At 45.9% G+C, this 20932-nt stretch carries 22 protein-coding genes; 3 read left to right on the plus strand and 19 right to left on the minus strand.

Features of this window, described 5'->3' with window-relative positions; translation table 11 throughout:
* Nucleotides 1-112 precede the first annotated feature (112 nt).
* The 6 genes from ACFVSW_RS08910 to ACFVSW_RS08935 form a co-directional block, all read right to left on the minus strand.
* On the minus strand, nt 113-1252 hold the full coding sequence (locus tag ACFVSW_RS08910; protein ID WP_387315133.1) for a PP2C family protein-serine/threonine phosphatase: 1140 nt from the start codon (nt 1250-1252) through the stop codon (nt 113-115).
* 44 nt (nt 1253-1296) lie between these two features.
* Entirely contained in the window at nt 1297-2085 is a 789-nt protein-coding gene (sigB, locus tag ACFVSW_RS08915) for an RNA polymerase sigma factor SigB (RefSeq protein WP_387314815.1), read from the minus strand.
* Nucleotides 2051-2533 (minus strand): anti-sigma B factor RsbW, encoded by a 483-nt coding sequence (gene rsbW / locus ACFVSW_RS08920; protein ID WP_387314817.1) that lies wholly within the window; start codon nt 2531-2533, stop codon nt 2051-2053. Before rsbW ends, sigB begins: the two co-directional genes overlap by 35 nt.
* Nucleotides 2530-2862 carry an anti-sigma factor antagonist gene (locus ACFVSW_RS08925; RefSeq protein WP_387314819.1) on the minus strand — a complete coding sequence of 111 codons (333 nt, stop codon included), beginning with the start codon at nt 2860-2862 and terminating at the stop codon, nt 2530-2532. Before ACFVSW_RS08925 ends, rsbW begins: the two co-directional genes overlap by 4 nt.
* 383 nt (nt 2863-3245) lie before the next feature.
* On the minus strand, nt 3246-3671 hold the full coding sequence (locus ACFVSW_RS08930; RefSeq protein WP_387314821.1) for a hypothetical protein: 426 nt from the start codon (nt 3669-3671) through the stop codon (nt 3246-3248).
* Nucleotides 3672-3793: 122 nt separating this feature from the next.
* Nucleotides 3794-4738: a magnesium transporter CorA family protein gene (locus tag ACFVSW_RS08935; RefSeq protein ID WP_387314822.1), complete on the minus strand. Its 945-nt coding sequence runs from the start codon at nt 4736-4738 to the stop codon at nt 3794-3796.
* A gap of 154 nt (nt 4739-4892) precedes the next feature.
* On the opposite strand from ACFVSW_RS08935, the gene ACFVSW_RS08940 reads away from it, so the two are divergent.
* Nucleotides 4893-5168, plus strand: coding sequence for a hypothetical protein (locus tag ACFVSW_RS08940; RefSeq protein WP_387314824.1), 276 nt, complete (start codon nt 4893-4895; stop codon nt 5166-5168).
* A gap of 695 nt (nt 5169-5863) precedes the next feature.
* Here ACFVSW_RS08940 and ACFVSW_RS08945 read toward each other — a convergent pair.
* Together ACFVSW_RS08945 and ACFVSW_RS08950 are read right to left on the minus strand one after the other, a co-directional pair.
* Nucleotides 5864-7168, minus strand: a complete 1305-nt coding sequence (locus ACFVSW_RS08945) for a hemolysin family protein (RefSeq protein WP_387314827.1) — start codon at nt 7166-7168, stop codon at nt 5864-5866.
* A 195-nt stretch (nt 7169-7363) separates the two neighbouring features.
* A complete protein-coding gene (locus ACFVSW_RS08950) occupies nt 7364-8860 on the minus strand; it encodes a mechanosensitive ion channel (RefSeq protein WP_387314828.1) in 1497 nt (498 codons plus the stop codon).
* A 395-nt stretch (nt 8861-9255) separates the two neighbouring features.
* Here ACFVSW_RS08950 and ACFVSW_RS08955 point away from each other — a divergent pair, with 395 nt between their 5' ends.
* Together ACFVSW_RS08955 and ACFVSW_RS08960 are read left to right on the plus strand one after the other, a co-directional pair.
* Nucleotides 9256-9540 carry a hypothetical protein gene (locus tag ACFVSW_RS08955; protein WP_387314829.1) on the plus strand — a complete coding sequence of 95 codons (285 nt, stop codon included), beginning with the start codon at nt 9256-9258 and terminating at the stop codon, nt 9538-9540.
* 63 nt (nt 9541-9603) lie between these two features.
* On the plus strand, nt 9604-9792 hold the full coding sequence (locus ACFVSW_RS08960) for a CsbD family protein (RefSeq protein WP_387314832.1): 189 nt from the start codon (nt 9604-9606) through the stop codon (nt 9790-9792).
* Nucleotides 9793-9876: 84 nt separating this feature from the next.
* Here the strand turns inward: ACFVSW_RS08960 and nuoN are convergent, their stop codons facing one another.
* The 11 genes from nuoN to ACFVSW_RS09015 form a co-directional block, all read right to left on the minus strand.
* Nucleotides 9877-11358, minus strand: coding sequence for an NADH-quinone oxidoreductase subunit NuoN (gene nuoN / locus ACFVSW_RS08965; RefSeq protein ID WP_387314834.1), 1482 nt, complete (start codon nt 11356-11358; stop codon nt 9877-9879).
* Nucleotides 11359-11364: 6 nt separating this feature from the next.
* Nucleotides 11365-12876 (minus strand): NADH-quinone oxidoreductase subunit M, encoded by a 1512-nt coding sequence (locus ACFVSW_RS08970; protein WP_387314837.1) that lies wholly within the window; start codon nt 12874-12876, stop codon nt 11365-11367.
* Nucleotides 12873-14741 carry an NADH-quinone oxidoreductase subunit L gene (gene nuoL / locus ACFVSW_RS08975; protein WP_387314839.1) on the minus strand — a complete coding sequence of 623 codons (1869 nt, stop codon included), beginning with the start codon at nt 14739-14741 and terminating at the stop codon, nt 12873-12875. The genes ACFVSW_RS08970 and nuoL overlap by 4 nt, the downstream gene beginning before the upstream one ends.
* A gap of 201 nt (nt 14742-14942) precedes the next feature.
* A complete protein-coding gene (nuoK, locus tag ACFVSW_RS08980; RefSeq protein WP_024029645.1) occupies nt 14943-15257 on the minus strand; it encodes an NADH-quinone oxidoreductase subunit NuoK in 315 nt (104 codons plus the stop codon).
* On the minus strand, nt 15254-15772 hold the full coding sequence (locus tag ACFVSW_RS08985) for an NADH-quinone oxidoreductase subunit J (protein ID WP_387314841.1): 519 nt from the start codon (nt 15770-15772) through the stop codon (nt 15254-15256). Before ACFVSW_RS08985 ends, nuoK begins: the two co-directional genes overlap by 4 nt.
* Nucleotides 15769-16188: an NADH-quinone oxidoreductase subunit NuoI gene (gene nuoI / locus ACFVSW_RS08990; protein WP_024029643.1), complete on the minus strand. Its 420-nt coding sequence runs from the start codon at nt 16186-16188 to the stop codon at nt 15769-15771. Before nuoI ends, ACFVSW_RS08985 begins: the two co-directional genes overlap by 4 nt.
* A 135-nt stretch (nt 16189-16323) precedes the next feature.
* Complete coding sequence (gene nuoH / locus ACFVSW_RS08995; RefSeq protein WP_387314843.1) at nt 16324-17331, minus strand: NADH-quinone oxidoreductase subunit NuoH; 1008 nt, start codon at nt 17329-17331, stop codon at nt 16324-16326.
* The gene (locus ACFVSW_RS09000) at nt 17331-18431 is read right to left on the minus strand and encodes an NADH-quinone oxidoreductase subunit D (RefSeq protein ID WP_387314846.1); all 1101 of its coding nucleotides are present in this window, start codon (nt 18429-18431) and stop codon (nt 17331-17333) included. Before ACFVSW_RS09000 ends, nuoH begins: the two co-directional genes overlap by 1 nt.
* 3 nt (nt 18432-18434) lie before the next feature.
* Nucleotides 18435-19760, minus strand: a complete 1326-nt coding sequence (locus tag ACFVSW_RS09005; protein ID WP_387314848.1) for an NADH-quinone oxidoreductase subunit C — start codon at nt 19758-19760, stop codon at nt 18435-18437.
* A 3-nt stretch (nt 19761-19763) separates the two neighbouring features.
* Nucleotides 19764-20276, minus strand: coding sequence for a NuoB/complex I 20 kDa subunit family protein (locus tag ACFVSW_RS09010; protein WP_024029639.1), 513 nt, complete (start codon nt 20274-20276; stop codon nt 19764-19766).
* On the minus strand, nt 20267-20641 hold the full coding sequence (locus ACFVSW_RS09015; RefSeq protein WP_024029638.1) for an NADH-quinone oxidoreductase subunit A: 375 nt from the start codon (nt 20639-20641) through the stop codon (nt 20267-20269). The genes ACFVSW_RS09010 and ACFVSW_RS09015 overlap by 10 nt, the downstream gene beginning before the upstream one ends.
* Between the last annotated feature and the right edge of the window lie 291 nt (nt 20642-20932).

Below are 20932 nucleotides of genomic sequence, written 5' to 3' on the forward strand. Positions count from 1 at the left end.
CTTGGATGGGGGCACCCTTCCAAGCTTTTTTCACAGGCAAAGTCTATGCAGAACCTCCTTCTTACCGTGAGGGGGCTTTTTGCCCCTTTTCGCAAAATCCACGAACACCCCATCAGCTCGTCGCAATCATCACCAAACAAATATCATCCTTTTGGGGATTTGTGAGCTCGCAGCTTGGTTGCAGCCGCTGAAGCAGCGCCGCCGGATCAGTGCCGGCGCCTTCCTCTTGTAAACAGCTGATTAGCTTCACTACGGCATCCTCGTATTCTTCCTCCAGCCATTCCGACAACCCATCGGTAAACAGCAAGATCCGTGCGTCATCCTTGTACGAAATGACTCCTTTACTCACCTCTATTTCATCAAAAAAACCTAGAGCGGGGCAGCCTTTCTCCAGCAGCCTCACCTCACCATCGACAAGCGCAATCCCCGCCGGATGGCCGGCATTCACGTATTCTATCGACTGCTTTTCCGTATCGAGCACAAAGTAAATCGCTGTGAAATAATAGTTTATTAAACTATCATTGTGGAGCTGGTTCATGCGCCAGTTCAGTTCTTTCATGACGGCCTCCGGATCGCACAAACCGGTAATCGAATCCTTTAAGGCCGAATATATGTACATACACACGAGCGATGACGAGATGCCATGACCCATCATATCGAGCAAAATCACACCATAGCGATGCGGGCTAATCTGGTACCAGGCATACAAATCGCCGGCAAGCTCAAAGGAAGGCTTGTAGACCGCCGAAATCGTTACATCCTCTTTTTGAACCGGACCTGAAAGCATGCTGAGCTGCACCTGCTTGGCCAAATCCAACTCATATTGAATCCGCTTATCCCGTTCCTTACGCAAGTCCTTTTCAACCTTTAAGCGGAGGACGGAGCGAATCCGCGCCAGCAGCTCGACTTTATTGATTGGCTTCATTACATAATCAAGGGCGCCCGCGTCCATCGCCTCGGCCATTTTATTGGAGTCACCCATTGCCGTTACGAAAATAATCGGGAGATCGCGGAACCGCTCATTCCCAAGAATCCTACGGCAGGCCTCGATGCCATCAACCTCCGGCATCATTAAATCCATCAAAATTAAATCGATATCCTCTTCAGCGGGATTAGGCGCATCAAGCTGCAAATAGTCAAATAACTCTGTGGCAGATGACAGCAGCACCAAGCGTCTATAGCCAGCCTTCTGGAGGATTTTTTCAACAATCATCAGATTCGTTTTATTATCATCGACAATGATAATTTTCATCGCCATCCTTGGCCGCCTCCTTTGGGGTCAGAGCCCCTCCTGTATTAACGCGTTAAAGCGTCAGGGGTCTTCCCCAGAGCTTTACGCAATTTTTCAAGCGCCTTTTTCTGCAAGCGAGATACATGCATCTGCGAAATCCCCAAATACTCTCCTGTTTCCTTTTGACTTTTATTGGCGATAAAAGTGCATTCGAGGATTTGTCTTTCTCTTTCTGATAAAACGTGAAGGGCACTTTCGAGAAACAGCTTTTGGTCAACTTTTTCGAAGCCTTCCTCTACAGTTCCGACCATATCGAGTGTCGTAATTGTGCTGCCCTCGGAACCCGTTTCAATCGATTGATCGACAGAAGCGGCTTGATAACTCTTGCCCATCTCCATCGCTTCTAAGACTTCCTCTTCGGAAATCTCCATAAACGCGGCAATTTCGTCAATCGTTGGCGAGCGTTGATATTGATTCGTCAGCTCGTCCACTACATTTTTAATTTTCGGCCACGTTTCTTTGATGCGCCGCGGTACATGGACACTCCACGTTTTATCCCTTAAAAACCGTTTAATTTCGCCAATAACAGTAGGAATTAAATACGATTCAAACGATCTCCCCACACCTGAATCATAGCGTCTGATGGCAGACAATAAACCAATCATCCCTACCTGCATGATATCCTCATGCAAATATCTTCCCTTTGAATATTTCCGCGCAAGGCTCCCGACCAAGGCAGTGTAATGTTCCACCAAGACGGTTTGAGCCTCATCACTCTCGTTCTGTTGAAACTCTAAGATTAGGGCATCAATTTCTTCCTTAGTTCGTCTCATGGGTTGAGATGGTTGTGTCATGATTATCACGCTCCCCACTTCGGTTCTTCACCATGAATACCGTTACTCCGGAATGATTCAGTATCCGGACTTCATCCATAAGCGTTTCAATCAAAAATAGCCCTAACCCTCCTTCTGCCAGCTGCTCCACTGTACTTGATTCTGTGTATGGGCCGAGTTCGCTTTTTGTTTGTAAAAAATTAAAGCTCCTTCCGCTGTCGGCGACGACGATTTCCAATTTATCATCGTAAATTCCGAAGCCGACGATGACTTCCCCGCCCTCGTCCTTGTTGTAAGCATGCTGGACTGCGTTGGTACTAGCTTCACTGACAGCAATTTTCATATCCTCAATTTCCTCATATGTATAGCCCATCCGGCTGGAAATTCCTGATAACGTCAATCTGACAACACCAATATATTCCGGTTTCGCCGGAATCTTCATTTCGATATAATCCATCACTTCGCTCATCTTCCTCCTCCCTCTGAATGTGCCGAAATATCCATTATGTTACTCAAGCCGGTAATTTCGAAGAGCCTTATTAGTCGATCCGATAACTCAATCAACCTTAATTCGCCGTCCTTTTGCTTTAGCTGCTTAAATAAGCCAACAAAGACACCAAGTCCGGTACTATCCAAATAAGAGACATCCTTTAGATTAATGGTAATTGATTTATTTTCCCCTTCAGCCAGCGGCAATATTTCCTCCCGCAACTTCGGTGCCGTAAACGCATCAATTTCCCCGCCAACCAGCACCACTATTCCCTCATCCTGCTGATGTTTATTTATAGTAATATTCATATTCTCACACCTTCAAGGTTTTATTTTGTATGTACCCGATTATTAGACTTGTAAACTTCTTTTTTTGGAAGCATGGGTGGAAGCATGGGGACGGTTCTTTTGCTTCATTTCTGCTAAGCACAAGAACCGTCCCTCTGCTTCTTTTTTTGTATTATACCAAAATATTCTAGTTGGCCGAATAGAGCATATGTCCCAGTTGAAATTTTTTTGAAAGCTGCTCCGTTCACTTTACCAAAAGCCAAAAGCCAGGCTTCTTTAGCCTGGCTAAGTTATTGTATTTTTTCCCTTATTCCTTTATAAGGATTAATCGTTATCTCAAGTTGTTTTTGGAAACCTGCTTTTTACCTCATCTGCCGCTGCAGTAAGAGCTGATTCGTTATCGTTCAGTTACTATATCGCTGATGCTCGTGTGATTCTTGCTCGCCGTCCTCTTCTGGCAGTTCAGCACTAGCATTCATCGGAGGGAGCTCGTCCTCGTCATCCCGATGTCCATATTTTTTCTGCAAGTCATCATCATCATCGTCATCATCATGATTTGCGTCAGTGTCATCTTCGGACCTTTGCAATTTCTTCTGCTGGTCCGCTATATCCCCTTGCATCGATGTGCCGTCCCTGTACCTTTGCTGGAGTTCACGGTCATCCTGCATGGAAGGATTGTCACTGTGTCTTTGCTCGTTCTGTTGCTGAACTTCTTTATCATCATTCGTGGAAGTGCCATCACTGCAGGATTGCCCGTCTTCTTTTTCGTTCTTCTTCGAAAATGGTGCTTCCCTTTTAATTTTTTCTTCTTCCACATCTTGCTTAGCCATGTCCGTTTCCTCCTTTTAGATTGCTGTTCTTCATCCCAAAGGGTTTACCGAACCTTGCAACCACATATTTAAACCACCGTCCTTATAATAGTGTTGTACCACCGAAGCGTGATTCCAAAACCCTATTTAAAAAACGACCCATTGTTTTTCCCTTTTAATAGGTCGCCGGTCCAGCCTTTAATTTTTAAATAACCATACAGCAGAACCGTGGAAATAATGATAAGTAGAATTGAAAAAATGTAGCCAAACCGCCACTTAAGCTCAGGCATATTGGTGAAGTTCATGCCCCATAACGCCCCGAAGGCCATAATCGGGGTAAAAATGGTTGTAATCACCGTTAAGGTTTTCATAATTTCGTTTCCCCGGTGCGAGGAGATAACTTCCTCTAATTTAATAATCGAATCAAGTTCATGTTCATACTCGTGCAACAGCGAGAATGCCCGCTCAATTCGTTTCGCTGTACAATGAAAAATCGCCTGATTGCCGCCATGATGAAGGGCAATTTCCTCGATCGCCATTTTCAGTTCCCGGATTGGAATCAATAGACTTTTCCATACTAACAGCTCATGCCTACGCATGTAGACAAGTTCGAGGATGCTCGTTTCATTCTTTATTCGGATACTCCAAATCAGGCTCTTGAGCTCCGCTTCAAACCCATCAATCTCCACTAACATTTCATTCATCAATTCTCCGAGAAAAAGTAAAAAACCGTCGACTGCGGTTTCAGTCTGGCCGATTTTTCGTAAAAGTCCTTTTGAATCGATGTGTTTCAGTACTGACAACTCCAGGTCGACCGAAATCCATTGATCTTTCGTCACATAAAAATGAAAGAGCTGATAATCTGTTTCCTGCTTAAAACTATGTTTATAAATGAGCGAGCCATTGACGACCTTTTCGCCAGTTTCCAGGATGCTTACTCGCAGGCAATTTGTCCTGTTTTCACGGACTTGCTCGAACCAGTCTTTGCATCCGTAACTTTCATTTTCGATGAGCGATTTTATCCTATCAATCTCGGTTTCGCTAAATTGAAACCACTTCCACTTGGCAGGACCGATATATTTTTCCATAGTTTCTCCTTTTTATAATGATAAGTCCCCGCTTTTTTACAAAATGAAACTTATAAAATAGGTTTGTTAACAATATTAATAGGGTATTCATAGTTTAAATTAGGATTGGAGCTGCTACACGGGCTCCACATGAAATCCAAAGGAGGGTTTTGTTTTGAAACGAGGCTTAGGCGTAACATCACTAATGGTTGTAGGAATCGGAGCATCTGCATCTGCGGCGGTATGGTTATCATCTAAACCGAATCGCATCAAAACAGAAAATTTGCTTCGAAAGTGGAAACGGAAAATCAAACCGACTGTGTTTGAGAAAAGCGAACAGCTCCCGATTGAAAAAGGCGGCCATCCTCATCCACAAGATCTCGAGGATAACAATATGGTCAGCGAGGGTGCGATGTATTCCGTAAAATTTTATAATGAGAAAATTCAATAACTGAAATACAGTTGGGGCACCTTGCCCCAACTGTTTTTATTTAGAGGGGAAATTGGAAAAAGAGTTATGTAGGGCTTCCGGGTACTTCTATTGGTGACCACTTCCGGGCTCCAATTAAAGAAGGACAAATCTTCTTGGCTTTGACCGCGAAATGTCCTTCATCGACCTTATGAAGGACAAATCTTCCTGGCTTTGACCGCGAAATGTCCTTCATCGACCTTATGAAGGACAAATCTTCCTGGTTTTGGACGCGAAATGTCCTTCATCGACCTTATGAAGGACAAATCTTCCTGGTTTTGACCACGAAATGTCCTTCATCGACCTCATGAAGGACAAATCTTCCTGGTTTTGACCGCGAAATGTCCTTCATCGACCTGATGAAGGACAAATCTTCTTTGTTTTGACCGCGAAATGTCCTTCATCAACCTCATGAAGGACAAATCTTCTTAGTTTTGACCGCGAAATGTCCTTCATCGACCTTATGAAGGACAATTCTTCTTGGTTTTGGACGCGAAATGTCCTTCATCGACCTTATGAAGGACAAATCTTCCTGGTTTTGACCGCGAAGTGTCCTTCATCGACCTTATGAAGGACAAATCTTCCCAGTTTTGACCGCGAAATGTCCTCCAACAGACCTTATTGGTAACCACTTTCTCTTTTTTCCACAAAGAAAAAAGCCCCACCTGAGGCCTCAATTATCGCTTTATCACTTCCAAATACATGATGTGGTAGCCATCCGCTTCGTGGACTTTGAACGCATACTCTTCCTCGTCCACTACTGCGCCCGCACCTAATTGAGCGGTGGGGTTTTGTGTCAGGAACCAGCCGCCAATTGTATCCACTTCCTCACCGGTTAAGTGGGTGCCGAGAAGCTGGTTTACTTCGCGAATGGTGACTTTGGCATCAATAATATAGTGGTTATCCGCCTCGATCGTACGAATTTCCGACACTTCGTCTCCATCAAATTCATCCCTTACCTCGCCAACGATTTCCTCGATGATATCCTCGACTGTCACTAAACCTGAGGTCCCGCCATATTCATCCAGCAGAATCGCCATATGGGTTCGTTCCATCTGCATCTTGATCAATAAGTCATGAATTGGGATGGTTTCGATGACGCGAATCACGGGTTGGATATAGGATCTAATTTTCCAATTTTGATATTGACCTTGATTCATGACTTTAGCGGTTATAAACATTTTCACGTTCATCACACCAATAATATGATCTTTATCCCCCTCGATAACGGGATAACGGGTAAATTTTTCCGCCTTCATCGTTTGCACGACGTCCCCAATCGTATCTTCTACTGAGAGACAGCTCATTTCTGTCCGCGGCACCATGATCTCCTTGGCGATCCGCTCATCAAATTCAAAAATATTGTTAACATATTTCCATTCATTTTGGTTGATTTTCCCGCTTTGATAGCTTTCTGACAGGAGTATCCGCAGTTCTTCTTCGGAGTGCGCTAATTCATGTTCGGCTGCCGGCTTTAAACCAAACAAGCCGACGAGCAGCCGGGCGGAATTATTTAACGCCCAAATAAACGGATACATGATTTTGTAAAAAAGGATGATCGGTTTGGCGAACAGCAGCGTAATCGCTTCGGCTTTTTGGATGGCCACTGTTTTTGGCGCCAATTCCCCTGCGACCACGTGGATAAAGGTAACGACGGCAAACGCCAGCGCAAAGGAGACGATATGGGTCACAGCATCATTCATCTTGAGCGCCGCCAGCAATGGATGAAACAGCTTTTCTACCGTCGGTTCTCCCAGCCACCCGAGTCCTAATGCCGTCACCGTGATTCCAAGCTGGCAGGCCGATAAATATTCATCAAGACGGGTCACGACCTGCTTCGCGGCAACAGCGCTCTTCTTCCCTTCCATGATCAATTGGTCAATCCGCGATGTCCGAACCTTGACGATAGCAAATTCAACCGCGACGAAGAAACCAGTTAAGACAATGAGCAGTGCAATCGCTAATATACTTATCATCAGCATACCCTGCACCTCCCTTTTTTTAAAAATAACAATCCGAAATCAGATGGGGATTTCGGATTGATTTGTTTATAAATTCCCCCTAGCCAAGGGGCTCCAGATTGATTTGTCTCATCCAAGGGTGTTCCCGAATTGTACCAGTTCAAGTTTATAAATTTTCCTTCTTCCAAGGGTGTTCCGGATTGTTCCCGTTCTAAGTTATAAATTTTCCTCTTCCAGTTTATTGTCTAGTTTCCGTAAATATTTGCGGGCAAACTCTGTTCCGCCAAGGCCGAATGCAAGTCCAAATGCCAGCGCCAAACCGCCTAAAACAAGAATAAAGGCAGAATTGACAATGGAATGGGCTACACCCAGTTGATCTAACGCCATAAACAGCGTGATCGTAAAGATCGCATATTTTGCAACAGCGGCAAGGGTGCGGGAGTAGCGCTGTTTTAAGACATTTTGTAGCACCCGCTCGACTAAATAGCCTAAATATAAGCCGACCCCTAAGATTACTAATGCCGCTATTAGCATTGGTAAATAGGCAATTACCCCTGTTGCTAACGTAACTAAGAAATTTAAATGAACAATTTGTAAGGCTTCTGCGGTAAATAATATCACCACCACAATTTTCGCCAGCAAACCAACGAGCTGCGACAGCGTGTACTTCGACTGGCCATCCGGTGTCAACGAGCCGATTCCCATATGGTGGAAAATATTATCAAACCGTAAGCGCCAGAGCATTTGCTCGACCATTTTTTCAACCCATTTTCCAAGCCATATTCCAAATAAAATTAACATGATGGCCGCAGCAATGTTTGGAATCAGGGTCATAATTTGCTGGAGCATCGCCATTGCCGGCTCTGAAATTCCTTTTAAATCCAATTTTTCCAAAGCCGTAATAATTGTTGGGATGAGGATGAGGATGAACACGATATTTCCGATAATGGTTGAAAGATTAGCGCCTTCAAGTCCAAACCGCTGTCCGAGTCGTTCCGTCCCAATGCTTTTTAAAAAATTAGTTAATATATCACGAACAAGTTTTGCAATCAGCCAGCCGATAAAAACAATTAGGGCTGCCGCAAATAATTTTGGAATAATGGCCAGTAAGGTCGAAAGGACGTGTGCGAAAGGTTCAGAAATCCCATCCAGCTGCAATGCGCCTAATACGCCTGGTAAAAATAGCAAAAGAACAAAATAGAAGAGTGCCTTTGCGATACTGTTCACTTTGGTGCTGGCATCTAGTTGGTTTTTTGCCATCTTCCATTTTACTAGATGGCCTTCTACACGGAACATCGCTGCTCCTCTTTTAAATAGCAGTTTTAGCACGGTCGCGACCGCCCAGGCAAATAGGAGAATCAGTGCTGCTTTTAATAGATTAGGAATCGCTGCTGTGATTGTCGATAACATGTTAACGAGCGGCGTTGCGATTAGACTTAAGTTCAGGATATTAAAAAAGATTGTCCACACAAACACCAGTAAAAGATAGTAAACTATTTTTCCAATCATCATTTCTGATGAATATTTTTTTGGTTTTTCCACGTTGGAAAACAAATTATCATCAAAGCTTGTTTTCTTAAGCGCAGCCTCTACACCCCTGCCAATCCCTTTAGCAGCCAGCCAGCCAATTAAGAGGACAAGCAGTGCCAGTAATAAGTTTGGAAGCTGGTCGGTGTATGTGTACCATCCGGCTGTCATATTTTGTAACGTCATGTAACATCTCTCCTTTTTTCTACTTTTGATTGGTAACTGTAATACCCCAACACCCTTTCTTCAAACATGCGATATTGTCTCGATGATTTTTTAAAAAAGGCTCTGTTAAAAGTGAATGTTGATTTCCGTTCCAGGCGCTTCGCTTTCCGCGGGGCGGGCGGTGAGCCTCCTCGGCGAATTCCGCGCCTGCGGGGTCTCACCTGTCCCGCTGCTCCCGCAGGAGTCTCGCTGTATCCACGTCCAATCAACATTGTGCTCAAATCAACAATGTGCTTTAACACAGCCTAAAAAAATGCCTTTAATGAAGGTAAAGAATTTGGATGAATTAGGGGTTTTGAAATTTTTTTAAGGGGAAATATACTCACCAGCTAGATGAATTTAGAGGAGGAATACACATGATTACTGCTAAGAGGAAAAAATTACTAGTGGGCGGATTTGCTGTTTTACTAACATTTGGATTAGCCGGATGCGGCGATGGTGTCGACCAAGATAATGGCATTAATGATGGCGAGCAAAAAGATGCGCTTGATAACGACACAAAGCAGGAATCAAATGATTCCTATCAGGAAGCAAAGGACAATTTAAACGATATCAAGAACGATGTTGAGAATAAAATAAAAGAAGAGGAAACCGGTGATGGCGTCGACGACGGGGAAAAGGTTGATGAAAATAATAACTAGAGTTTCCTGGACTTTCTCATAGGGTAATAGAAACAAAAAACTTTAGCCAAGGAGGAACTAACAATGAATAAAGAACAAATAAAAGGTAAGCTAGACCAGGTGAAGGGTGAAGGAAAAGAACAATGGGGTAAATTAACCGACGATCACTCAAAGGAAGCAGAAGGAAAAATGGACAAGGTAAAGGGTAAACTAAAAGAAGGTTACGGGGATGTAAAGGAAAAATTATCGGAAAAAGATGATAAAGTAGAATAATTTGCGCAAAAAAGAAGAGGCCCCCCAGCCTCTTCTTTTTGTATGAATACCCCTTTAATTTGACCCATTGTTTGTGTTACTTTTTTACATATTGTTCAAGAAATCGAGGGCGATGTTAGGCGCTACCCCGAATAATACGGAACCGACGACTGCGACGATGAGGACAACGATGATGCCGAACGGCAGGATGAACTTGCTTTCGTCGCGAGCCGGGCGGAAGAACATTTGCGTCATCACGCCGAAATAATAGAAATACGAGATGACGGTGGCCGCAATCATGATTGAAGCCAGTACATAATGCGGCTCGCCGTAAAAGGCGCCGACAAAGATGTTTAACTTGCCAATGAATCCGGCTGTGCCCGGGAAACCTGCCAGGGAAACGAGTAAAATTCCCATTGTGACAGCGAGAACCGGTGAACGACGGTACAGCCCGGCGAAATCAGCAATCTCAGCTGAACCTGTTTTTTCGGTAACGACTTGGATGACCGCAAACGCGCCAAGGTTCATTAACATGTAGGCGAGCAGGTAAAACCAAACGGAAAAGAGCAAATTCGCGCTCAGCGTCGTTAAGGCGACAAGCAGATAGCCGGCGTGGGCGATGCTGGAATAAGCAAACATCCGTTTAATATTCGTTTGTTTCAATGCGACGACGTTACCGATGATCATCGTTGCCGCGGCAAGGAAGGCAAGGTAATCGTGCATTTTGAACAGGATACTGCTTCCGTCCCCAGATGGAGCGGCATTGAAAAACACGGAAATCAGAATCCGTATGACGATCACAAACCCAGCCGTTTTCGAAACGACACTCAGGAAGGCCGTAACAGGTGTCGGCGCCCCTTGATAAACGTCCGGCGCCCACATGTGGAACGGTGCCGAAGCCAGTTTAAACGATAGACCGACGAAAATCATTAAGAAGGCAAGGCCGAGCAAGTAGGCATGCTGGCCATCGACCACTGCGGACAACGTATTGGCGATTTCCGCTAAATTGGTTGAGCCGGTTAAACCGTACACATAACTCATCCCGAACAGCGTGATTGCCGTTGCAATCGAGCCATTGATAACGTACTTCATGGCAGATTCGTTGGACTTCAGGTTGTGCTTCTTGATGCCTGCTAATATATAGGAAGAAATCGATAGCAATTCCAATCCGATAAACAAGGTAATTAAGTCGCCGCTCGATGTCATGAACATCGCACCGAGCAAGGCCGTTAAGAACAAGTAGTAAAACTCGCCGCGGTAGTCTTCCATACCGTCTTTAGCGTTATAGCTGACCGCCAAAAACATAACGAGACCAGCACCGGCAAGCAGCAGTAATTTAAACGACTTGCCAAACGTATCAAGCGTAAATGTATCATACAGAATCGAGGTTGGCTCTGTGCCAAGTAAGCTGAAGAGCACAGCTATTGCGGCAATAATACCGGCAATGCTCAGCCAGCCAAGAATTCTACGGTCAATACGCTTCGGCATAAATAAATCTAGTAATGTCAGCAATGCGATGACGCCAAGGATGATGAACTCTGGTGTCATAACACTCCAATTAAACTCGCTCAATGTCTCTAGACTCATCCTTCATCACCCTCCTAACCCAAGCATGATTGTTTCCAGTGTTGTTTGCAGCGGTGAGCTTAACACACTTGGGAAAACGCCGATTAACACGATAAGTATCATCAAAACCCCGACTGGGATTAATTCCACCCCTCTAAGGTCAAGGACGCCGATAAATTCACGGTGCGCCTTGCCGTACGTCATGCCAAGGACTGCGCGCAGCAAGTACGCCGCCGTCATGATAATGCCGATGGTTCCAACAGCAGCAATCCACGGCAATTCTTTGAACAGCCCTAGGAAGGCCATAAATTCGCTGACGAACCCGGACATGCCCGGCAAGCCGAGTGACGCCATTGCACCGGCAAGCAAGAAGCCTGCGGCAATCGGCATCCCTTTGGCGATACCGCCGAGATTTTCGATCAGCGACGTGTCGGTCCGCTCGTACAAGACACCAACCAAGAAGAACAATAGCGCGGAAATCAAGCCGTGCGAAATCACTTGGAAAATCGCCCCTTGCACTCCGGCCTCGTTCATGGCAGCCAGTCCGATTAACACAATGCCCATATGTGAAATCGAGGAATACGCTAACACCATTTTAAAGTCTGTTTGAATGAATGCTAGAAACGCCCCGTAGAGCAGGTTGATCACTCCAAGAATGGCAATCAGCGTCGCAAGGGTCTTAAACTGCTCGGGAAAAATGCCTATTCCAAAACGAATTAAGCCGTACGCACCAATTTTGAGCAGGATCCCCGAGTGGATCATTACAACCGATGGCGGCGCTTGGACGTGAACCTTAAGCATCCAGCTGTGCAGCGGGAAAATCGGCAATTTGACACCGAAAGCAATCAACAGCGAGATTAATAGACCGAGCTTCAAGTCGCCGGACAGCGGCGCGCTTGGGTCGGCAATGATTTTCGTCAGCATCTCAATATTGGTTGTGCCTGTTTTTCCAAACAGAATCATAATGACGATTAGCAGGACAGCGGAACCTAAGCCGTTATAGATTAAGAAGCTGTATGCTGCTTTTTCTTTTTCAAAATAACCCCATTTTCCGATTAAGAAGAACGTTGGTATCAGCGTGATTTCGAAAAAGATAAAGAATAGAATTAAGTTTTCTGCGGTAAAGACGCCGAGCATGCCGATTTCTAGTAAAAGGAACAGCATGAAGTAGCCTTTCCACTCTTTCTTGACAAACTTGGCTGCCGCTAGCGCTGAAAGTGTTGCGACGACGGCTGTAAGCACAACAAGTACGAGCTGAAAGCCGCTTAGCGCGAGCTCATAATTCACAGAGAAAAATGGTTCTGGGACACTGCCCATGCCGCGGAATTGAATCCACGCTTTCGAGACAGCAAAATCAGCTAAATCCTTGCCCCACTGAAAGTGTAAGTAAGCGGCAAGTGCGATTAATAAAGCGGGAATCGTCGCTAAAAAGCCGACCAGTTTAATGAGTTTTTCCGATTGTTTCGGCAAAAACGCTAAAACGATGATTCCTAGTAAAGGGGAGAATACTAGGATTGAAAGCATCGATTGTAAATTCATCGTAAGTACCCCCCTGTTAACGCAAAGATGACGACGAGCAGTGCAAGGCTGATAAAGGCAACAGCCCCATACGTCTGTACCTGTCCGGTCTGCATTTTCGAACCGGTTTTTCCAAGGCCTTGGACAATTCCGACAACGCCTTTGACGAGTCCTTCCACGATGAAGACATCAATAAAGCGGAGGAAATAGCTTAAGCCTTTTGTAAACGCGACGACTGTGAGTTGATAGAATTCGTCAACGTAATATTTGTTCAGCAAAATCGTGTGCAAGGTGTCCCCCGTGCCGCTGATGGTGTTGCGGGCGATGGAACGCTTGTAGTACATCATGTAGGCAAAGTAGATTCCCGCTAAGGAAACAACAGTTGCCGCAATCATGATCCAAATTGGACCTTCAATATGACCATGACCGAGTGCCGGGTTGCCGTCAACGAGCCAGTCGCCAAGGAACGAGCCGAACCATGGTGTGTTCACATACCCAGCGATGATCGCCAAGACGCCAAGGAGGATCATCGGGTAGGTCATGTTGTTTGGCGATTCATGAACATGCTTCTGGTCGCTGCGAGCCTCACCGGTGAAGACCATGAAGAACAAGCGGAACATATAGAATGCCGTCATGAAGGCTGCAATTAACGCCAATAGGAAAAGGATTGGATGTCCGCCTTCCCATGCAGCAATTAAAATTTCATCTTTACTGAAGAAGCCGGAAAATAACGGCACACCGCTGATGGCGAGTGTTCCAATTAAGAATAACGGTCCGGTCAGCTTTAATTTTTTCCAAAGTCCGCCCATTTCCTCGATGTTCTGCGTATGCACAGCGTGAATCACGGAGCCGGCTGCAAGGAATAGGAGCGCCTTGAAGAACGCGTGTGTCATCAGGTGGAAGACACCGGCGACATAACCGGCAGAGCCGAGCGCCAGCATCATGTAGCCTAATTGGCTCACGGTTGAGTAGGCAAGGACTCTCTTGATATCAGTTTGGACAAGTCCGATGCTTGCCGCAAATATCGCTGTAAACGCGCCGATGACGGCAATCGTTAACAATGCTGTTTTGCTTGCTGCGAACAGCGGGAATAGGGCAGCTACTAAGTAAACCCCGGCCGCAACCATTGTTGCCGCGTGGATGAGGGCCGAAACAGGTGTCGGACCTTCCATCGCATCCGGAAGCCACGTATGCAGCGGGAACTGACCCGATTTGCCGACCGCCCCGATAAAAATCAGGATCGCGGTTAGCGTGATCATGGTGCCTGACACCGCGCCGGCATCGACTGCTGCGAAAATTTCGCTGTATTCAAAGCTTTTTGTTTCCCAGAAGAGCAGGATCATCCCGATGAAGAGTCCAACGTCCCCAATCCGGGTCATGATGAACGCCTTTTTCGCGGCGGCCTTTGCTTCTTCTTTGTAATAATAAAAGCCAATTAATAGGAAGGAACCGACACCAACAAGCTCCCAGAAAATATAAGTTTGCAGCAGGTTCGGCGAGATGACGAGCCCGAGCATTGCAAACGTAAATAGTCCTAAATAGGCATAGAATACTGGAAACCGCTCATCCCCGTTCATGTACCCTTTCGAGTAGGTATGTACTAAGAAACTTACGAGCGATACGATAAACAGCATCAATGCATTCAATTGATTCACTTCAAAACCCGCTGTTAGATGAAGATCTCCGATCGTGAGCCAGTCAAATTTCGTGCTATAGGTTGGCTCTGAAAAGCGCTCGAATAATACGAGAATCGAGAAGACCAGCGATGCCAGCGTGAGAAGAATCCCCACATAGGCACTCGCCTCCTTCAGGCGCTTACCGAATAGAAGAAGGATCAAAAACGATAATAGCGGGAAAAGCGGTATGAGCCATGCATTCTCCATCATTATCACTATCCCCTTTTCGGGCGTGCGTGCGGCACGGAACGGTGCCTGTCACCACCCGAATTTTGTCGAAATTGTCTCGTGCCACATTGCGGTGCCTTTAGTGGCGCCATTTGTGGTGCATCTTTTGTAGTGCCTTTTTGCGATGCTACTACGCGGTGCCTGACACCCTTTTCCAGTTAAAGGGAAAGGGTGCCTGACACCCTAGTTTTTCATTGTGTCCATTTCGTCGATGTTGACGGTTTTCCTTGTGCGGTATAGCGAGATTAAGATTGCTAGTCCGACTGCGGCTTCGGCGGCCGCGACGCTGATAGCGAACAGGGCAAATACTTGGCCTGTAATCGACGGTGCTATCCCGTATTTGCTGAAGGTGACAAGGTTAATGTTCACGGCATTCAGCATTAATTCAATCGAAATTAACACGATAACGGTATTTCTCTTTGTAAGCGCACCGTATAAGCCGATGCAAAATAAAATCAAGGCCAGTGCCAGGAAGGCTGAAGCGGGAACTGAACTCATTCGTCATCCGCCTCCTTCTTCTCATTCTTCGCTAAAATAATTGAACCAACTAAAGCCGCTAATAGTAACACAGAGGTTAACTCAAATGGAATGATGTATTTTGAGTAAAGTGCTTTACCGATTTGCATCGTGTTGTTTTCATGCAGCGCGGTTGGAACTTGCTCAATATTGAAATTGTAGATCCCAATATATACGGCAAAGGCAAAACCGACAACCCCCAAAAACACGAGAAGTTTGCGCCATTTGCCTGTTTTAGGTTCATTTTCATCATCATGCTTCGTTAACATGATGCCAAAAAGCATGATAATCGTAATCGCACCAGAATAGATTAAAACTTGCACGGATGCGACAAATTCTGCAGAAAGCAGCACGTAAATGCCGGCGATTGCTACAAAGGTAAAGATAAGGGCAACGACCATATGAACAACCTTGGTAAGGTTCAACAGAAGCACGCCGCCGATGAGCGCAACAAGTGCAAGGCCCATAAAAGCGAGGAATTCGCCTGAAAATGTCATGCTTTATTCACCTGCCGTATGTTTTCGTCGTTTTCATCCAGCCATTCTAGATTTTTAAATAACATGTCACGGCTGTATTCAGCAAGCTCGAAGTTATTGGTCATAATAATGGCTTCCGTCGGGCAAACCTCCGTACATAGGTCACAAAGGATGCAAATCTCGAAGTTAATGTCGTATGTGTCGATAATTTTCCCCTTTTTCGCCGGGTCCGGATGTTTTTTGCCCGTTAATTGAATACAATCGGTCGGGCAAATGTTGGCGCATTGATTACAGACAATACACTTCTCCGGATAAAACTTCTGAATCCCGCGGAACCGGTCCGGCAGCGGCAGCGGCTTATTCGGATAATCATAAGTAACCTTTTCGCGCGTTAAGTTCTTTAGGGTATATTTCAAGCCTTTAGCAAATCCAAGCACGTTTTTCACCCCTTTTACGTTTTAAAGATGGTTTTCGGTGGTATTTAATAGTGTCAGGCACCCTTTTACAGAAAATGGTAAATGGTGTCGGGCACCACTTTACAGAAAATAACATTTGGTGTCAGGCACCGCGCCTTAGAAAAATAGTGATTTGAGTAAGGCGGTTAGGAATATGTTTGCTAGTGCGATTGGCAGGAGTACTTTCCAGCCAAATTCCATGAGTCTGTCGGCGCGGAAACGCGGTAACGTTGCGCGGAGCCAGATGTAGATGAAAACGACGACACTGAATTTAAGTGCAAACCAAACGGCACCTGGAATAAAGTTAAGGAAGCTGAATGGCGCAAGCCAACCGCCAAGAAAGACAACGGTAATGAGTGCAGACATTGCGAATAAATAGACATATTCAGCGAGCATAAAGAACGCCCAGCGGAATCCTGTATATTCAACATGATATCCTGCAACAAGTTCGTTTTCCGACTCTGGCAAATCAAATGGTGTCCGGTTTAGTTCGGCAATCGATGCAATAAAAAAGACGATGAAGCCGATTGGCTGTGATGCAATAAACCACCAGCCATGCGATTGCTGTGCAACAATATCATTTAAATTCAAGCTTCCTGTTAAAAGGATGACACCAAGGACAGACATTACGAGCGGGATTTCGTATGAAATCATCTGGGCCGCTGCACGCATGCCTCCTAAAAGGGCATACTTGTTATTGGATGCCCAGCCGCCTAGCACCATTCCAAAAACGGTTAATCCGGATACGGCTATGTAATAAAGCAGGCCGACCCCGATATCCGCAAATTGAAATTTGTCGGTGAAAGGCATCGTCGCCAGGACCATGAAGGATGGCGCGAAGGCAATCGCTGGTGCGATGATAAATAATGGCTTGTCGGCAGCTTTTGGGATAATGTCCTCTTTTAGTAACAGCTTAAGGACGTCAGCGACGGTTTGCAACAGTCCCCATTTACCGCCGACCTGGTTTGGACCATGGCGCAGCTGCATATAACCTAAGACTTTCCGCTCTGCTAAAATCCCGTAGGTTACGAAGCCTAAGACAATTAAAAGCAAGACAGCACCGAGTAAAAAGAAAATTCCAAAGTTAGCCCAACCGGGACTTGACTGGAGCAATTCTTCTATCATTAGCCGTCAACCTCCCCAAGGACAATGTCAATTGCCCCTAAAATAGCAATCATGTTTGCGATATTTTCGCCTTTTAATAGTTTTGGGAGAATTTGCAGATTATAGAAGGACGGCCTTCTAAACTTTAATCGGTACGGTTCTTTTTTGCCGTCACTCGCAATATAGCAGCCAATTTCTCCGCGCGGTGATTCAATTCTGACAAAGGCTTCCCCTTTAGGCGCCTTAATAATCTTCGGCACTTTGGCCATGATTTCGCCTTCCTCTGGGAATTGCGCCACTGCTTGTTCAAGGATGTTCAACGACTGCTCAATCTCAGCAAGACGCAGATGGTAGCGTGCCAAGCAATCGCCTTCCTCAGATGTCGGAACATCAAATTCAAAGCGGTTATAAATCGAATAGGGTTCATCTTTACGAAGATCCCACTTCACGCCGGTACAGCGAAGATTTGGCCCGCTGAGTGAATAATGGAGGGCGTCCTCTTTCGTATACTTGCCAATCCCTTTTACCCGATCGAGAAAAATTTCATTTCCTGAAACAAGGTCATGGAAGCCCTTTAGCTGTCCGCGCATATATGGAACAAAATCTCTTACTTTTTCAATCCAGCCCTCAGGAGCATCCCACTTTACACCGCCAACTCGCATATAGTTGAAAGTCAAGCGTGCCCCCGACAGCTCGTTCAGCATATTGATAATCATTTCGCGATCACGGAACGCATAAATGAAGGGACTCGTCGCTCCAAGGTCAAGAATGTAGGTCCCCCAAGCGACAAGGTGACTCGCAACCCGGTTCAGCTCCATTGCAATCACACGCAGGAAGTCGGCACGCTCAGGAACCTGAATCCCCATCATTGTTTCGACCGCATGACAGAGGATATAATTATTGGTCATCGATGACAAATAATCCATTCGGTCTGTATAAGGAATAATCTGTGTATATTGCAGGTCCTCAGCCAATTTTTCCGTCCCGCGGTGTAAATAACCGATGACCGGCTTTGCCTCGGTAATGATTTCCCCATCAATTTTTACGACCAGCCGGAAAACACCGTGCGTACTTGGATGCTGAGGACCAACGTTTAGTATCATTTCTTCTGTTCTGATCACTCTCTACACCTCCACATCGTACGGCTCATAATCTTTTCGCAGTGGATAGCCGACCCAATCTTCGCCGAGGAAGATGCGGCGCAAGTCCGGATGCCCGGTAAACTTTATCCCGAGTAAATCATACGCTTCACATTCGGGCCACTCCGCTCCAGCCCAAAGCGGCACGAGCGACTCAAGTACTGGTTCCCCGCGGTCAATCTTCACTTTTAACGCGACTGATTGACGATTTTTGTATGAGTAGAAGTGAACATACACTTCCATATACGTTTCGAAGTCTGTTCCATGAAGCTCTGATAAATAATCAAACCCTAAGAGCTCATTATATTTTAAAAATTGAGCGATCTTAAAATAAGTATCACGCTTCGCCACGAGTGTTGGAACATCCTTAGACAGTTTATTAATATAAGAATCTTCTAAAACATCAGATCCTAGATTTTCCTCAATTACCTTGACGTACTTATCTAAATATGGCTGGTTGGCTGATGGCTTTGCTTCTGCCGCCGGAGCGTCCATACTGCCAGCTTTTCCTCCAGCTGCTGCTTTTGCTTTCGCTGCCGCAGCGGCCTTTGCCTTAGCTTTCGCAGCTGCAATCGCTTTCGCCTTCTCATCATCGCCGCCTGCAGCATCAGCTGCTGCGTCTCCTGCTCCAGCTGCTTTCGCCTTGGCCTTCGCCGCTGCTGCAGCTTTCGCCTTCGCTACCGCTGCTGCCTTTTTCTTTGCGAGGTCATCTGCATCTCCACCTGAGGCCGCTTCACTTCCGGTTTCCTCTGCCGGCGCTTCACCCATCGCTTTTCGCTTCGCCGCTGCCGCTGCTTTCGCCTTTGCAACCGCCGCTGCTTTTTTCTTCGCGAGGTCATCTGCATCTCCACCTGAGGTCGCTTCGCTTGCGGTCTCCTCTGCCGGCTCTTCACCCATCGCTTTTCGCTTTGCCGCTGCCGCTGCTTTCGCCTTCGCTACCGCTGCTGCTTTTTTCTTCGCGAGATCATCCGCGTCTCCACCTGAGGTCGCTTCACTTGCGGTTTCCTCTGCCGGCGCTTCACCCATCGCTTTTCGCTTCGCCGCTGCCGCTGCTTTCGCCTTCGCTACCGCTGTTGCTTTTTTCTTCGCGAGATCGTCCGCATCGTTGACCGGCGCTGCTGCTTCAGCTGGTGGTGCCACTGGTTCTTCAGCCTTTACCAACTCAACAGGTTTTGCTTCCTGCTTCGGTTCCGTTTCCTTCTTCGGTTCCGCCGTGCCGGCTGCTTTGGCCGCCCGTTTCGCTGCCGCTGCTGCTTTCGCTTTTGCAACAGCCTCTTTCTTTAACTGCTCGAGATCCTTTTCCCCACTCATTGGTTAGATCACCTTCTTCCCAGTCTTCGCTTCATAGCGAATCTTTTCCTTTAACTTATTGATACCATAAATTAAAGCGGCTGGGTTTGGAGGGCATCCTGGTATGTATACATCAACAGGAACGATTTGATCGACTCCCTTAACAACAGAATATGACTTTACATACGGCCCGCCAGCTGTTGCACAAGAACCCATCGCAATCACCCATTTTGGCTCAGGCATTTGGTCATACAATCTTCGTAAAATCGGTGCCATCTTCTTCGTCACCGTTCCAGACACAATCATACAATCCGACTGGCGTGGTGACGTACGGAAAAACGAACCAGAACGGTCCAAATCATAGTTGGCCCCGCCAACACCCATCATTTCAATCGCACAACAAGCCAGACCAAATGTCATCGGGTAGATCGAACTGCTTCGCGCCCATGCCTTAATTTGCTCCAGCGTAGTCATAAATACATTTCTCTGTAACTCTTCCATTTCTCGAGGTGAAATGTTGTCTAATTTTAGATCCATCGTAGCACCTTCTTTTTCCAAGCATAGATTAAGCCGATTAAAAGCATGGCAACGAAAATCAACATTTCAACCAATGCAAAAATCCCCAGCTTATCATAGGCCACAGCCCATGGATATAAAAATACCGTTTCCACATCAAAAATAACAAACATCAGGGCAAAAATATAATAGCGGACATTGAACTGTACACGGGAATCGTGAAATGGCTCAATACCGCTCTCATATGTGGTATACTTCGCATCACTCGGAACATGCGGACGCAAAAGCTTACCTAAATATAATGCCACCACCGGCAGCAGTACCCCCAGACATAAGAACGCAAAAACTATCAGATAATTATTCTGATATACATTTAAAAGTTCCATGCCCATCCCCTCCAATGTTGAAATAATTTAAACAAACACAAAATTGCAACCGAATACATTATAGCATTCTTACAAACCCATGTCGACAAGCCATCTTCACAAAATTGGAATTCTATCGCCGCGAAATTCCCGATTTAAAGGCACTTGAGAGCTCGCTCTCAAAAGAGCCTTTAAATCGGGAATTTTGCAAGCCGCAGCGACAGCGGAGGCGCAATGTGCGTCAGCACATGGCGATATAATTCCAATTTCACACCCAAACTGGTCCGTCGACATGGGTCCCCACCCCCTGAG

The sequence above is a fragment of the Neobacillus sp. NPDC058068 genome, assembly GCF_042885335.1.
In the GTDB taxonomy this organism is placed as follows: Bacteria; Bacillota; Bacilli; order Bacillales; family Cytobacillaceae; genus Neobacillus.

Coding starts and splice junctions, on each gene's coding strand:
- ACFVSW_RS08960 (WP_387314832.1), top strand. CDS start 9,604: ATGAATAAAGAACAAATAAAAGGTAAGCTAGACCAGGTGAAGGGTGAA.
- ACFVSW_RS08930 (WP_387314821.1), bottom strand. CDS start 3,671: ATGGCTAAGCAAGATGTGGAAGAAGAAAAAATTAAAAGGGAAGCACCA.
- ACFVSW_RS09005 (WP_387314848.1), bottom strand. CDS start 19,760: ATGAGTGGGGAAAAGGATCTCGAGCAGTTAAAGAAAGAGGCTGTTGCA.
- rsbW (WP_387314817.1), bottom strand. CDS start 2,533: ATGAGCGAAGTGATGGATTATATCGAAATGAAGATTCCGGCGAAACCG.
- nuoL (WP_387314839.1), bottom strand. CDS start 14,741: ATGATGGAGAATGCATGGCTCATACCGCTTTTCCCGCTATTATCGTTT.
- ACFVSW_RS08985 (WP_387314841.1), bottom strand. CDS start 15,772: ATGACATTTTCAGGCGAATTCCTCGCTTTTATGGGCCTTGCACTTGTT.
- ACFVSW_RS08935 (WP_387314822.1), bottom strand. CDS start 4,738: ATGGAAAAATATATCGGTCCTGCCAAGTGGAAGTGGTTTCAATTTAGC.
- ACFVSW_RS09015 (WP_024029638.1), bottom strand. CDS start 20,641: ATGGAACTTTTAAATGTATATCAGAATAATTATCTGATAGTTTTTGCG.
- nuoK (WP_024029645.1), bottom strand. CDS start 15,257: ATGAGTTCAGTTCCCGCTTCAGCCTTCCTGGCACTGGCCTTGATTTTA.
- ACFVSW_RS08925 (WP_387314819.1), bottom strand. CDS start 2,862: ATGAATATTACTATAAATAAACATCAGCAGGATGAGGGAATAGTGGTG.
- ACFVSW_RS08955 (WP_387314829.1), top strand. CDS start 9,256: ATGATTACTGCTAAGAGGAAAAAATTACTAGTGGGCGGATTTGCTGTT.
- sigB (WP_387314815.1), bottom strand. CDS start 2,085: ATGACACAACCATCTCAACCCATGAGACGAACTAAGGAAGAAATTGAT.
- ACFVSW_RS09010 (WP_024029639.1), bottom strand. CDS start 20,276: ATGGATCTAAAATTAGACAACATTTCACCTCGAGAAATGGAAGAGTTA.
- ACFVSW_RS08910 (WP_387315133.1), bottom strand. CDS start 1,252: ATGAAAATTATCATTGTCGATGATAATAAAACGAATCTGATGATTGTT.
- nuoH (WP_387314843.1), bottom strand. CDS start 17,331: ATGATAGAAGAATTGCTCCAGTCAAGTCCCGGTTGGGCTAACTTTGGA.
- ACFVSW_RS08950 (WP_387314828.1), bottom strand. CDS start 8,860: ATGACGTTACAAAATATGACAGCCGGATGGTACACATACACCGACCAG.
- ACFVSW_RS08945 (WP_387314827.1), bottom strand. CDS start 7,168: ATGCTGATGATAAGTATATTAGCGATTGCACTGCTCATTGTCTTAACT.
- nuoN (WP_387314834.1), bottom strand. CDS start 11,358: ATGAGTCTAGAGACATTGAGCGAGTTTAATTGGAGTGTTATGACACCA.
- ACFVSW_RS08970 (WP_387314837.1), bottom strand. CDS start 12,876: ATGAATTTACAATCGATGCTTTCAATCCTAGTATTCTCCCCTTTACTA.